We start from the raw sequence: 15,741 nt of genomic DNA, 5'->3' as shown, positions 1-15,741 counted from the left end.
ACGATAAAATCTATAACACTAAACTTATATTTGAATTTTTGGAACTGCCCTAATGAGGAATTAGTGGGTAAGAATATTTCAATGGTTCGCTCTCCAAGCACATCACCCGAGGTAGCCCAACAAATACTTCCCAACACACTTACCGGAGAATGGTACGGTGAATTGATTAATCGCCGTAAAGATGGCAGTGATTTCCCCATCGAACTATGGGCATCACTTGTCAAAGACGACGACGGCGAGCCGGTTGCAATGGTTGGTGTTGCACGGGATATTACTGCGCGTAAGCGAGCGGAGGAAGAAATATTTTACCATAGTGAATTCCAAAAAGTTATTACAACTATATCTACAAACTTTGTCAATATTAAAATATCTGAGATTGATGAGGTAATAGACAAAGCACTTCAGATTCTGGGAGAATTTGTCAAGGTTGACCGCAGTTACGTTTTTATTTTTACGGATGGCGGAACGAAGATGAATAATACGCACGAGTGGTGCGCCGTAGGGATCATTCCTCAAATTGAGAACCTCCAAGATATCCCTGTTGAGGCATTACCATGGTGGATGGATAAACTTCGACGATTTGAAAACATTATTATCCCTTATGTTGCCGACCTACCGCCTGAGGCGAGTGCTGAAAAAGAAATTCTCCAGTCGCAAGATATCCTATCGCTCGTCGTCATTCCGATGATTTCCGGTAATTCTTTAGTCGGATTTATTGGGTTCGACTCTGTCCTGTCTGAACGCACTTGGACTAATGACGAAGTAAACCTGCTAAGAATAGTGGGAACGAACCTGGCAAATATTTTCGAACGCAGAAAATTAGAAGAGACAATACAGAATATTGCAACGCAGCTTTCCGTTGCACAAGAAATGTCTAATATCGGTAGTTGGGATGCCGATTTGCATACGAACATCGTAACATGGTCAGATCAATTATATCGTATCTTTGGCTTAGAACCAGAAGGGTGTACCCCTTCGTTAGAAAAATTTGTCGAATATGTTAAACCTGATGAGAGAAGGTTGTTTAAAAATAAAATTGAAAATGCTCTGCGAAATCATAAACCATTCAAATTTGAAAACCAAATAATTCGAAAAGACGGAGAAGTAAGAACATTATCCGCCAAAGGTTTTGTGGCTATTGATGCTTCAGGTGAGCCAACAAGGATGTATGGATCAGCACAAGACATCACCGAACGCAAGCACGCAGAGGAAGCAATCAAGAGAAGCGAAGTCAAATTCAAAACCCTGTTCGAGACAGCCAACGATGCAATCTTTATCATGAACGAGAAAATCTTCCTGGACTGCAACTCCAAAACCGAATTAATGTTTGGATGTTCAAAGAAAGATATTGTCGGTCATTCCCCCGTCGAATTTTCACCAATACAACAACCCGATGGGCGTTTATCGGCTGAAAAGGCAATAGAAAAAATTCGTGCTGCATTAAACGATGAACCTCAGTTTTTTGAATGGAAACATTGCCACCTTGACTGCTCACCCTTCGATGCTGAGGTGAGTTTAAACAAAATCGAACTTGATGGTATCAGTTATCTGCAAGCTATCGTTCGCGACGTCACCGATAGAAAACAGGCGGAAGCCGAGAGAGAAAAAATCATCGGGGAATTGCAGCAGGCATTGGACAACATTAAAACAATAAGCGGTTTAATACCTATTTGTGCTACTTGCAAGAAAATACGCGATGACAAGGGATATTGGAATCAATTAGAAAAATATATAATCGAGCATTCAGATGCTCAATTTTCGCACGGTATCTGCCCGGAATGTGCAAAGACATTTTACGAGGATTTTTTAAATAAAAATAAAAAATGAATAAAAAAGGGAAGCGCATAGCATGAAAACACAAAATTCCCCACTTGCCAACAAGTCGCACGTTATCGTTTTAATAACGGCGCTTAGTTTGATTATCATCGTATCCGGTTATTTATTTTACAAGCACCAAGAAAGCTCTATACGTCAGCAAAAATACAACGAGCTAAAAGCAATTGCCGACCTTAAAGTGAGCCAAATTGAAGAATGGCTGAAAGCTAGGCATGCTGATGTGATATCAACTACTCAATCAGCTTTCTTTGTAAGAGGAATAAACCAGTGGCTGAAAGATACCGGCAATGTTCAGCTAAAACAAGATATTATAGAACCTCTTCGACTCATTGTAAAGGAGCATGAATACGAAAACATTTTTCTTGTTGCCCCAAATGGTAGTCTGCTCTTATCTGTAAAAACTGAATTAGAAGAATTTCATACATTAACAAAACAAAAAATAATTGAAGCATCTGAAAAAGGAGAAATTGTTTTTACCGATTTTTACTGTTACCCAACAGAAAACACAATCTACTATGACATTTTAGCTCCCATTACTAACGGCGGAAAGAATACAATTGCAATTCTGTTATTCCGCAGAGACCCGAATAATTATTTGTATCCGTTGATACAAACCTGGCCCACGCCAAGCCAAAGCTCGGAGACTGCTATTCTTAGAGTAGAAAAAGACAGCGTTCTTTTTCTTAATGAACTGCGTCACCGCAAAAACACGGCATTAAGATTAAGAATCCCTTTAACGCGAACTGAAGTCCCCTCCGTGCAAGCGGCATTTGGCCGTACCGGACTTTTTGAAGGAGTTGATTACCGGGGTGTTGAAGTCCTTTCCGATATTAGAGTAATCCCAGCTAATAACTGGATTATGCTTTCAAAGGTTGACAAAAGTGAGATCTACGCCGATCTCTATCTATCAGCAGGCATTATTTCAGGCTTCTCAATTTTTCTGATAATTATTTGCGGAATTGGGCTTGCTTTTATTTACAAATCACGGCAAAAAAATATCTTCATGGAATTATACAACAAAGAAAAAGAACTATGGCAGAATCAAGAAAGATTCAAGGTAACAATGGATAGCTTGGGCGATGGGGTAATTACAACAGATATAAAAGGTACAATACAATATTTAAATATGAGAGCTGAAGAATTAACCGGCTGGAATCTTAGAGAAGCAAGAGGAAGATCACTCTCGGAAATTTATTCCGTTAAGAATGAAGATACCGGTCAGAAAGAAAATAATATCCTCGAGAAGGTAATAAAACACGGTATAGTAAAAGAGCTTGCTAATCATACAATTCTAATTACTAAAAGCGGAAAAGAGATACCCGTAACGGATACCGGCGCACCAATATTTGATGTAGATGGTTCCTCAACCGGTGTTGTAATAACATTTCAGGACGAGACGGATGAACGCCAGCGACAAAAACTTCTTAAAGAAAATGAAGCAAGACTACAAGAAGCCCAGCGTATTGCAAAACTTGGTAACTGGGAACTTGATCTGCAAACGATGACACCAATATGGTCGTTACAGACTTATAGAATTCACGAAGTCGATCCTTCCGTTAAACCCGATCTTAAAGGCGCCATCAATTTTTATGCGCCTGAAGCCCGACCGATTATCACCGAATCAATAAATCGCTGCATTCAGGAAGGCACTCCATGGAACCTGGAACTTCCGTTCATTACAGCGACGGGTAAACACATCTGGGTTTGTGCTCAAGGAGAAGCAGAGTCCCGAGACGGGAAATGTGTGCGGCTTTTTGGTACTTTCCAGGACATTACCGAGCGCAAGCAGGCGGAAGAAAAAATTATCAAAGCAAACCGAGTTTATGCCGTGATTAGTCAAATAAACCAGATGATTGTCCAAACGCGCAACAAGGATGAGCTTTTCCGGGAAGCATGCCGCATCGCAATTGATTCCGGAAAATTCCAGATGGCATGGATCGGTTTAGTAGATGAAAGAACACTACTTGTGAATCCGGTTGTTCATTCTGGAGTTGAAGATGGCTATCTCTCAACGATTAAAAAGATTTCTATCAGCGATGTGCCCGAAGGACAGGGTCCAACCGGAACCGCAATTAGAGAAGGAAAACATTTTGTATGCGATGATATTGAAAACGATCCGCGTATGGCGACATGGAAGGACGAAGCATTAAAACGCGGTTATCGTTCTTCGATTGCGATGCCGATAAAATTGTTTGGTAAGGTAATTGGTGCTTTCAGTCTTTATGCACCCGTTTCTCATTTCTTTGATCAGGAAGAAATAGTTTTACTCGATGAAGTAACGAATGATATTTCGTTTGCATTAGAAACAATCGAAACAGAAAAAAGACGGATTGAAGGTGAAGAGGCACTGCGCAAGAGCGAGGAACGGTTCCGCCTTATATCAGAAAACGTTGCCGACCTCATCGCAGTACTTGACCTTGAAGGACGACGTGTGTACAACAGCCCTATGTACAAGAATATCATCGGCGACCCGAATGAATTACGCGGTACCGATTCTTTCCAGGAGATTCATCCATACGACCGCGACAGAATCAAAGCCATTTTCCAGGAGACAGTAAGAACTGGCATTGGTCAGCGTGCGGAGTATAGGTTTATGAAAAAGGACGGCACAATTTTCCACATTGAATCACAAGGGAGTGTTATCCGTGATAAGGATGGGAAAATTACAAACGTGGTTGTTGTAAGCCGTGATGTTACAGAAAAGAAACTGCTCGAACAACAATTTATGCGCATGCAGCGTATGGAAAGTATTGGCACACTTGCAGGTGGTGTAGCGCATGATTTAAACAACGTGCTGGCACCTATACTACTTTCTATTGAAATCCTTAAAAGGTCAATTTTAGATGAGCGCAGCCAAAAAATATTTGAGACATTAGAAGCGAGTACACGTAGGGGAAGCGAAATTGTGAAGCAGATTTTAGGTTTTGCAAGAGGGGTTGAAGGAGAGCGAACTCTATTACAGCTTCGGCATATCATTGAAGATACAATCTCAATTATCAAAGAAACATTCCCAAAATCCATTTCAATCAGACACGAGATCCCAAAAAATATATGGACAATTCTTGGCGACTCCACACAACTACATCAGGTTATAATGAACCTTTGTATTAATGCACGCGATGCAATGCCAAACGGAGGAATAGTAAAAATCTTTGCTGAGAATAAAATCATTGATGAGCAATATGCAAGAATGCATATCGAAGCTATACCGGGTCACTACATGATGATAAGCATTGAAGATACGGGCACCGGTATGCCGCCCGATGTGGTGGACCATATTTTTGAGCCGTTCTTCACAACAAAAGAAAGAGGTAAGGGAACAGGTCTTGGTTTATCCACTGTCCATACTATCGTAAAAAGCCACAATGGATTTATAAATGTCTATAGTGAGGTCGGAAAAGGTACGACTTTTAAAATATATATACCTGCTGCAGAGACTGAGCAAGTAAAGGCATCGGGATTTGAAATCAAAGATCTTTTAAGCGGCAACGGCGAACTCATTCTTGTAGTTGACGACGAGGCATCGATATGCGAAATCACCAAACAGACCTTGGAGACTTTCGGATACCGGGCAATTACAGCTTGCGATGGAACTGAGGCGTTAGCTATTTATGCATCTCAAGGTAAGGATATCGCTTTGGTAATTACAGATATGACGATGCCGATAATGGATGGAGCGCGCACGATTCATGCACTTCGTAAGATGAACCCGTCTGTCAAGATTATTGCTTCAAGCGGTCTTACAGGCAATGGTCATGTCGTGACAGACAAAGAGCTTGGGGTTAATACCTTCATAACAAAACCTTACACTGCAGAGAAGCTTTTGGAGGTAGTACATTTAGTTTTGCATAAAAAGTAAGGGTAAAAAATTTTGCTTGACAGTTATTTTTTTAAGTTTTATATTTTAGATGGATAAAGTGCCATAACAATTACAAGGACAGAAGAAATGTTTAGACCACGAATCTATGTTGACACATCTGTAATTGGAGGTTATTTATGAAAGATAAAAAAATTGATGCCGTTAAAATGAAGCGTGAATTGCTTTTTGTTTCAAAAGATATTACTGAGCATAACCTCGCACAGGAAGCTCTGCGGGATAGCGAACAACGCTATCATAGACTTATTGAAAGCGCATCCATCATTTCAACCTGGTTTCCCTGGTCCTGGTCGGAGTTAAATTTATTGACGGGGTTCAGCATGTCGCTTGAAAATATTTTCCCCCGTGCATGCAATTTGACAATATCTCTTCTTCTTCCATTATTGGTAGTTTCAATGTTTTTTCTTATTTCATGCAAATCGACTGACGAACAACCGATCAAAGTAGGTATTCTTCACTCGCTTACCGGAACAATGGCTATCAGCGAAAAAGCGGTTGTTGACGGTTCCTTACTTGCGATTGAAGAGATTAATCAGCTTGGAGGTATTAATGGACAAAAAATTTTACCGCTTGTAGTTGACGGCAAATCCGATTTGCAAACATTTGAACAAGAAGCTGAACGTTTGATTACAAAAGAAAAAGTAAGTGTTGTGTTTGGGTGCTGGACTTCAGCAAGCAGGAAAACTGTTTTACCGGTTTTTGAAAAACACAATCATCTACTCTTCTATCCGGTGCAATATGAAGGGCTCGAACAATCTCCAAATATTATCTATAATGGCGCAGCACCGAACCAGCAGATTATCCCGGCAGTGAAGTGGTGTTTTGATAATCTGGGCAAAAGGTTTTTCCTTGTCGGTTCAGACTATGTTTTTCCGCATACCGCGAATGAAATTATTAAGCAACAAGCTAATTTGCTCGGAGCCAAGATTGTTGGCGAGGATTATATTTTACTTGGCAGCAGTGATGTGAAGGATATCATACAAAAAATTATTAAAACTAAACCCGATGTTATTATCAATACTATAAATGGCAGTAGCAATATTCCATTCTTTATAGAGATTCAAAAAGCCGGTCTTACTCCCGATAAAATTCCAGTAATGTCGTTCAGTATTTCCGAGGAAGAAATAGGCTCGGCTGGACAAAACGGCAAAATACCTTTGGATATTGTAGTAGGAAATTATGCCGCATGGAATTATTTTCAGAGTATTGAATCAGAAGAAAATAAAAAGTTTGTTGAAAAATTTAAAAAAAAATATGGCGCTGAACAAGTGATTTCTGATCCGGTAGAAGCAGGATATTTTGGAGTTTATCTTTGGGCTCAGGCGGTAAAAGATGCTGGCACCAGTGATGTGAATGAAGTTTTAAAAACCATAAAAAACCAAAGCATGCAGGCACCAGAGGGTATGGTTTATATCGACGCGGATAATAATCATACATGGAAAACCGTTAGAATCGGAAAAATCAAGAAAAACGGACAATTCCAAATTGTGTGGAGTTCGAACAATCCAGTCAGACCCATTCCGTATCCCGCGACCAGGAATAAAATAGAATGGGATAAATTTCTTTCAGAGCTAGTAAAAGATTGGGATGGAAAATGGGAAAGAACAAAGTGATGAAAAATATACTCACTGGATATTCAATCGCCACAAAGTTGTGGGTTTGGTTTTTAATTGTGGCGGCAGTACCCTTGATGATTGTTGGGTTGCTCACCAATTATAGCTCCATTGAAACAATAAAGACAGAAGTGTCCAACAGATTGAATTCAGTTGCGGAAAGTAAAACTGAACTCATTAATAATTACTTTAAATGGAGGCTGGAGGACGTTAAGATTCTTTCGGAGAATTTGTCTATCATCGAAGCCAGTGAAAAATTCACCGGAGTATTTGAAAAACACGGCCTAAAATCTTCGGAATATAAAGTTATTGATAAAGAGTTCAGGCGGTTCTTAACATACTATAAAGAAGGAAGAGGATATTCCGATATTTTGTTTATTTCAAAGGCAGGTGATGTTGTATTTACATTGATGCATGAGCCGGATTTTGGTACAAATTTAATAACTGGACCTTATAAAGATTCTGAGTTAGCAAATGTTTTTAGCAACGCTTACACATTAATGGAAACGGAAGTATCCGACTTTAAATATTACCCACCTGCGGCTGAACCAGTTTCATTTATCGCCTCGCCTGTTCGTAAAGAAGGAAGACTTATTGCTGTGATTGCATTTCAAATTGATACTAGGGAAATGAATAAATTAGCACAAGACTTCACCGGATTAGGCGAAACCGGTGAAATAGTAATTTCTTCAAAAATAAATAACGGAGCAATAGTATTAACTCCTTTAAGAAATGACCCCCATGCAGCATTTAAAAGAATAATACCTATAGGTTCGGTGCGAGACATACCATTACAGAAAGCTGTTCAAGGTCAGAGAGGTTCGGGTATCTTTGAAGATTATCGAGGTGAAGAAGTATTAGCCGTATGGAGATATTTACCTTATTTAAGATGGGGAGTTGTAGTAAAGATAGATGTCGGTGAAGCTTATACACCAATCTACAAACTCACGATTAGGTTTCTGGCAGTCGGAATTATTTCTGCGTTTGTTCTTTTGTTCATTTCATTTTTCTTGTCGAAATCAATATCTAAACCTATTAAAAGATTGCAAGAAGGAGTGGAAATAATTGCAACCGGCAATTTAAATTATGTTGTTGGCATAACAACAAAAGATGAAATCGGTCAATTATCTAGAAGTTTTGATAGAATGGTGGTCAATCTGAAGAATATTAACGCTGATTTAACCAAAGAGATTACCGAGCGGAAACTGGCGGAACAGGAGCGCGAGGTACTGTATGCAATAGGAGAAACCGTCAACACCACTGCGAGTCTCGACGAATTGCTGCAGAGCATTCATCACAACATCAAGAAAGTGATGTATGCTGAAAATTGTTACATCGCATTATACGATGCAAGCACAGAAACTATGTCGTTTCCATTTTTTGTTGACCAATTCGATCCAACGCCCGCACCGAGGGCAAAGCGGAGAGGCTTGACAGAATATGTGTTGAGGACCGCAAAACCACTTTTGCTGACTCCTGAACTGCTTGATGAGTTGTTTAGAAATAATGAAGTCGAAATCATTGGGACTCCACCCGATTCGTGGTTAGGAGCGCCGTTGTTCATTCAATCAAAACCGATTGGTGTCCTCGTTGTCCAAAGTTATGAACCCGGGAAAAAATACACGGACAGAGAGAAGGACGTGCTTGTTGCGATAGGGAATCAGGCGGCCGCGGCCATTGAGCGCAAACGCGCTAAGGAAGCTGTGCGGCAAAGCGAAGTGAAATTTAGGGCGCTGTTCAAGAACGCGAACGACTCCATTTTCCTCATGACAGAAGACACCTTTGTTGACTGCAATCCGAAAACAGAACAGATGTTTGGATGCCTGCGCGGGGAGATCCTGAACCGGAAACCATATGAGTTCTCACCACTGCTTCAGCCGGATGCGCGCGATTCAAAGGAGAAGGCGCTCGAGAAGATCAGCGCAGCTCTGTCCGGCGTGCCGCAATTCTTCGAATGGAAGCACAAGAGGCTCGACGGGACACTCTTTGATGCCGAGGTAAGCCTCAACCGCATTGAGGTCAATGGTAAGAGAATGCTGCAGGCCATAGTACGGAACATCACCGAGCGCAAGCGAGCTGAACTTCTCGAGCGTGCCGTTTACGAAATCGCTCGCGCATCCGAAACGGCGAAGAGTTTAGATGATTTATACCAGTTGGTCCATCTGATCATCAAAGGGCTCATGCCTGCGGGAAATTTTTATGTCGCTCTGTATGATGAAAAAGAAAATCTGTTAAGCGTTCCTTATTTTGTTGACGAAATCGACGTACCGCCTCCACCACAAAAGCCGGGCAAAGGTTTAACGGAGTATGTGCTCCGCACAGGCAGGCCACTGCTTTGCAACGCGGCGCTTGACGAAGAACTTATCCGCTGCGGAGAAGTGGAAATGGTCGGTGTTCCATCAGCGTGCTGGCTGGGTGTCCCGCTTAAAATCGAAAATAAAATTATTGGGGTAATTGTTGTTCAGCACTATTCTGATCCGAAGGCATACGGTGAGTGGGAGGCGCAGGTGTTGAATTACGTTTCTGGCCAGGTAGTAAATGCCATCGAGCATAAGCGGGCAGAAGAATCCCTGCGTCAAAGTGAGGAGCAATTCCGGCTTATATCAGAAAACGTTGCCGACCTCATCGCAGTGCTTGACTTTGAAGGACGGCGTATGTACAGCAGCCCATCGTACAAAAATATCCTCGGTAACCTGGATGAGTTACGCGGTACCGATTCTTTTAAGGAGATTCATCCGGACGACCGTGACAAAATTAAAGCTATCTTCCATGAGACAGTAAGAACAGGCATCGGTCAGCGCGCGGAGTACCGGTTTATTAAAAAGAACGGTACAATTTCCCACATTGAATCGCAGGGGAGCGTAATCCGTGATAAAGACGGGAAAATCACCAATGTGGTTGTTGTGAGCCGTGATGTTACAGAAAAGAAGCTGCTCGAGCAGCAGTTCTTGCGTACACAGCGATTGGAAAGTATTGGCACACTCGCAAGTGGAATTGCGCATGACCTTAATAACGTATTGGCACCAATTCTCCTCTCGGTTGAATATTTTAAAAGATCGGTTAAAGATAAAACCGGAAAACATATGCTTGATGTTTTAGAAGGAAGCATAAGGCGCGGAACCGACATTATCAAGCAAGTGCTTACTTTCGCACACGGCACAGAAGGTGAAAAAGGTATAATCCAGTTGAAGCATTTGATAAGTGAAATGGTAAATATTATTAAGGAAACTTTCCCCAGGTCAATACAAACCGATTTAATTATTGGGAAGAACCTTTGGACAATTAATGGTGATGCTACAAATCTACACCAAGTGTTATTGAACTTATGTGTGAATGCACGAGACGCAATGCCAAATGGCGGAAAATTAAAGTTGGCTGCAGAAAATTTTGAAATTGATGAGAGCATGGCAAAAATGCATCTTGACGCGAAGCCGGGACGATACGTTATTCTTTCAGTTACTGATACTGGAAAGGGTATTCCAAAAGAAATTATAGATAAAATATATGACCCATTTTTTACAACAAAGGCTGTCGGAAAAGGCACAGGCCTCGGCTTGTCTACAGTACATGCTATTATTAAGAGCCATGGAGGATTTATCAATGTTTACTCTGAAGCCGGGAATGGAACAACATTTAAAGCATATTTACCGGCTGCGGAATTGGGACAGACAGAGAAATCGGGAAGTAAAGGAAAAGAACTTTTAACCGGTAACGGTGAACTTATTCTTGTAATTGATGACGAATTATCAATCTGCGAAATTACCAATGAAATCTTGGAGACGTTTGGGTACCGTGTTCTTACTGCTCCTAATGGGGCGGAGGCATTAGTCATATATAAATCCAGAGTTAAGGATATAGCCTTGGTAATTACCGATATGATGATGCCAATAATGGACGGACCGGAAACGATTCGAAAGTTACGAAAGATCAACCCGGCAGTGAAAATAATCGCTTCCAGCGGACTTATGGAAAAAGATGATACCGATAAAGGCATCAAGCATATTGCTGATGGTTTCATCGCAAAACCATACACTGCTGAGAAGCTTTTGGAGGTAATACATTCTGTTTTGCATTAATAGTTGTGATGCAAACAGTATCTATAGGTAGTGTTAGGGGAAATTTTTTAAAATATTGAAAATGTATTAAAATAATTTGATTTTGGTTAACTATTAAGTTATCTTTGTGCTGTGATTACAGAAAGACAAATCATATTCTACGGACATTACTTTCAGGACTTTTACCTGGAGGCGAACGACAATGTTAAAGAGAAAATTGGTTATGTCTTTCGTGTTATCAAAACGGTGGACAAAGTCCCTGAAAAATTTCTGAAGCATGTAGAAGGGACTGACGGGCTTTATGAAATAAGAGTTGAAGTGAGTAGCAACATCTATCGTATCTTCTGCTGCTTGGACAAAGGCAACTTGGTTGTGTTGTTTAACGCATTCCAAAAGAAAACTCAGAAGACACCGAAACAGGAAATTGAATTAGCAGAGAAACTCAAAAAAGAATATTTTACTTTAAAAGGCAAACAAAATGAAAAAGAGCGAAGCAACCCGCCTGCGGAACGGGCAGGTAAGAAACGCTAAAAACTTTGATGAAATTTTAGACATCCAATACGGAAAAATTGGGACTAAAAAACGTGATGAGTTTGAAACAAAAGCACAGTATTTTGTAATTAGCGAAACTCTGAAAGCTGCAAGGCGTGAAGCTAACATGACACAGGAACAACTTGCAGACAAAGTTGGAACTAAAAAAAGTTACATCTCACGTCTGGAAAACGGCAAGTGTGACATACAACTTTCAACGCTTTACAGAATTTTTGAGGACGGACTTGGAAAACGAATCAGCTTACTGATTGTATAATGACTTATCAACCATAGTGTGAATCTTTCCTGCTTTACCACTTGGCAGTTTGCTCAGAGTAGACTTATTCCCTATAGTTATTACTATCAGACTTTGGATAAGAAACAGTTGACGTATCTGCCCTGAATAATTTTTCTCAATGCAATAGAAAAGATATTTATCGATATTTTCCATAAGATGCGACACGGAGTTCCGACAGAATAAGAAAAACATCAACATACCGCTCCTACGGAGCGGAATATTATTTTTCGATATCGTGCTACAGACATACGAGTCCTAAAGGACTCGATAAAGGATATTATCAAACTGTCTCCAGCGGAGCCAAATATTTGTAGAAAAATTTTAATAAAATGATGACGACCCCGTAGGGGTCGAATGTCTGTAGAAAGAAATCAATAATATAATTCCGACTCCAGAGGAGTCGAATGTTTGTAAAAAATATTGAATACTATACTTGAGCTTCAGTTCGTCGATTAGTTTTTCCCCATTGCCCTATACTCAGAGCTGCGTCTGTATCGGTTTTAAACTCCGATGTAAGATGGAACACGATCTCCGGAAACATATCCTTTGCAGATTTGAGTGACCAGGTTCCTTCAGCAAGGAAAACCGGATGGTCATCTTTATCGAATGCAATATGGTGGTTCTGGAGTGAATGAAAACGCTTAAGCTGCTCGTCATTTTCAGAGGTAAACCAAAATGCTTTATAAACATTCATCGGCTGAAAATCACACTCGGCGCTGTACTCGTGTAATAACCTGAATTTTATAACCTCAAATTGCATCTCGCCGACTGTGCCAACAATCTTGATGTTACCTTGCTGGCGTAGGAAGAGTTGAGCAACACCTTCATCCGAAAGCTGTCTGATTCCCTTATCTAATTGCTTTGCTTTGAATGGATTCCTGTTAAAAAGCTGTCTGAAGATTTCCGGCGAAAATCTCGGTATCCCTTTAAAGCTGAAGTGTTCACCTTCCGTCAGCGTATCGCCGATTTTAAAATTGCCTGTGTCATACAATCCAACAACATCTCCGGGATATGCTTCTTCTATCACGCTCTTCTCGTTTGCCATAAAGCTGGTTGGACTTGTAAATCGCAGTTCTTTGTCAAGTCGAGTATGAAAATAAAATTTGTTACGCTCGAATTTTCCCGAACAAACACGGCAAAATGCAATTCGATCCCGGTGGTTAGGGTCGAGGTTCGCGTGAATCTTGAAAATGAATCCGCTGAATGTTTCCTCCTCCGGTTCAACTTTTCTGATGTTCGTTTCTCTCGGTTGAGGATAGGGTGCGATAGTAACAAATGTATCCAACAATTCTTTTACGCCAAAATTATTTAGGGCACTGCCGAAAAAAACCGGAGCGAGATAAGAATCGCGATAATGTTCTTCGTCGAACGGTTCATACACTCCTTCGATGATTCCAATATCCTCACGAAGTTTGGCGGCATAATCAGCACCGATATATTTATCGAGCTGCGGACTTGCAATGTCGTCAATAGCAAGTATATCATCCGAGATACCAGTTTTATTTGGTGAGAAAAGCTCCAATTGTTTGTCGAACAAATTATACACGCCTTGAAAGCTCTTACCAATACCGATGGGCCACGTGAGTGGACGCGTATGAATGCCGAGTTCACTCTCAAGTTCGTCTAAAAGAGCGAACGGATCGCGTCCTTCCCTGTCTAATTTGTTGATGAATACGATTACTGGTGTGCTTCGCATCCGGCAGACGTCCATAAGCTTTCGTGTTTGTTCTTCAACACCCTTCGCGCAATCAATAACGAGGATAACGCTGTCGACAGCGGTGAGAGTTCTGTATGTATCTTCTGCAAAATCCTTGTGACCCGGTGTGTCAAGGATGTTGACCTTATATCCTTTGTATTCGAATCCCATCACAGAAGTCGCAACGGAAATCCCGCGCTGTTTTTCAATTTCCATGAAGTCGGAGGTGGCTGTTTTTCTAATCTTATTGCTTTTTACAGCGCCAGCCGTGTGGATTGCACCGCCAAATAGCAGAAGTTTCTCGGTAAGTGTAGTTTTCCCGGCGTCCGGATGACTGATAATGCCGAAAGTGCGGCGTCGTATAAGTTCGTTATGTTTCATAAATGTTGGTTTCAGATAGAAAATTGAATAATTAGTGAATAAATGAAAAGTAAGACATGCATCATACCCCGAAAATCGGAGAATATGCTAAGGGGGTGTAATAGATATGTGAATTGAAAGCAAAATCATTCCAAACCAAAATACGAAATGTTCAGCAGAGAACCAAATTGGTAAAATTGAACACTTATCCATTTTACTTCCTGCAAGGCGCCGGAGGCTTGACTTGAATTTTTTAATTTTCGAAAAAAACTCTTATATTCAATCGAGAAAAATAATGAGTACTGTCAATAAAATATTTGTTTTGTGTGTTATAATTATTCAAGTAACACTATCGCAGCAAGCCGAAAATTATTTCCCCAATAACACAGGATTTATGTGGTTTTACAAAACCACACCTCTCGATTCGTCAGGCAACACGATTGATTCTCTATCAGTTAATCGAACAAATTTATATATTGTTGATGAAACATTTAGAGGAAAATTTTCAAGATTTGTTGTATCAGAAATAGATACAAATTATATTCATTTCGAATCAACAAACGGGTGGCAGTACATTAAATCATTCGGCAATTTCGATTCACTCCCCTTCGTTGATACTCTTGGCATCATCAGGTTTTTGGCTTCTTTTGAAGGATGGCATTCTTACTACAGATTTGCTTCTTCGATTGCAACCACTTATACAATAGTATCGCGCGATACCACAATCGCAATAAACGGAACATCATATCCGCTAAGATTCAAGATTACAGGCAAGAGATTTAACGATCAAATGATATCAGTGCCAAGTGGAAGTTTTTATTGTAAGAAATTTGCAATAAACTACAGCGCCAATTTAGTAACACACATACCTCCGCTTCCACCCTTCGAAATTCCTATTATTCAAATTCCTGATACAGTATGGATAACAAACTCATTGTGGATTGTTAAAGAACACACACCACCCGTTAAAATCGATTTATCTCTCCTAAATTTAGGTTCGTTCAGAATTCCTGGACAGCTAACAGAACTTATCGATTATAAAACCACTTCAGTTAAATACACCACTGAAAATCCAACTGAATTATTATTAGAACAAAATTATCCAAATCCGTTTAACTCATCGACTATTATCCGCTACCGCATACCACAGGAAACTAAAATTAGTTTATTGATTTACGATATAACAGGGAAAGAAGTTTGTATTCTTTCAGATGAAACCCATAAACAAGGTAATTACGAAATCATTTATAATGCGAGTGGACTTTCGAGCGGAATATATTATTTAGTACTTCGTTCCGAAAAGTTTGTAGAAGCGCACAAATTTGTGCTATTACGATAAGCCTACCGATCGACGAATTGACCAATATTAAAATTTCGAGATGTAACTGATCAAAAATATAAAGAGGAGCAACTCATAAGGTTAAGGGCAGTTCCAAAAATTCAAATATAAGTTTAGTGTTATAGATTTTATCGTC

Annotated in this window: 8 protein-coding genes; 7 read left to right on the top strand and 1 reads right to left on the bottom strand. The window is 40.2% G+C overall.

Annotated features, from left to right (window positions below; translation table 11 throughout):
- The 6 genes from QME58_11355 to QME58_11330 form a co-directional block, all read left to right on the top strand.
- The coding region (locus QME58_11355; protein ID MDI6804422.1) for a PAS domain S-box protein at positions 1–1,827 on the top strand (1,827 nt) is incomplete at its 5' end.
- Between the two features lie 22 nt (positions 1,828–1,849).
- Entirely contained in the window at positions 1,850–5,695 is a 3,846-nt protein-coding gene (locus QME58_11350) for a PAS domain S-box protein (GenBank protein MDI6804421.1), read from the top strand.
- 413 nt (positions 5,696–6,108) lie between these two features.
- A complete protein-coding gene (gene urtA, locus QME58_11345) occupies positions 6,109–7,326 on the top strand; it encodes an urea ABC transporter substrate-binding protein (protein MDI6804420.1) in 1,218 nt (405 codons plus the stop codon).
- Positions 7,308–11,402, top strand: coding sequence for a GAF domain-containing protein (locus QME58_11340; protein ID MDI6804419.1), 4,095 nt, complete (start codon positions 7,308–7,310; stop codon positions 11,400–11,402). Before urtA ends, QME58_11340 begins: the two co-directional genes overlap by 19 nt.
- Positions 11,403–11,513: 111 nt before the next feature.
- Complete coding sequence (locus QME58_11335; GenBank protein ID MDI6804418.1) at positions 11,514–11,912, top strand: type II toxin-antitoxin system RelE/ParE family toxin; 399 nt, start codon at positions 11,514–11,516, stop codon at positions 11,910–11,912.
- Positions 11,860–12,189, top strand: a complete 330-nt coding sequence (locus QME58_11330; protein ID MDI6804417.1) for a helix-turn-helix transcriptional regulator — start codon at positions 11,860–11,862, stop codon at positions 12,187–12,189. Before QME58_11335 ends, QME58_11330 begins: the two co-directional genes overlap by 53 nt.
- A 448-nt stretch (positions 12,190–12,637) precedes the next feature.
- Here the strand turns inward: QME58_11330 and QME58_11325 are convergent, their stop codons facing one another.
- On the bottom strand, positions 12,638–14,287 hold the full coding sequence (locus QME58_11325; protein MDI6804416.1) for a peptide chain release factor 3: 1,650 nt from the start codon (positions 14,285–14,287) through the stop codon (positions 12,638–12,640).
- 274 nt (positions 14,288–14,561) lie between these two features.
- Between QME58_11325 and QME58_11320 the strand changes: the two genes are divergently transcribed.
- On the top strand, positions 14,562–15,605 hold the full coding sequence (locus QME58_11320) for a T9SS type A sorting domain-containing protein (GenBank protein ID MDI6804415.1): 1,044 nt from the start codon (positions 14,562–14,564) through the stop codon (positions 15,603–15,605).
- Positions 15,606–15,741: the final 136 nt, after the last annotated feature.

Source organism: Bacteroidota bacterium, assembly GCA_030017895.1.
Lineage (GTDB): Bacteria > Bacteroidota > Ignavibacteria > UBA10030 > BY39 > JASEGV01.
Note: the sequence above shows the minus strand (reverse complement) of the source record. Positions and strands in the feature narration are given on the sequence as shown.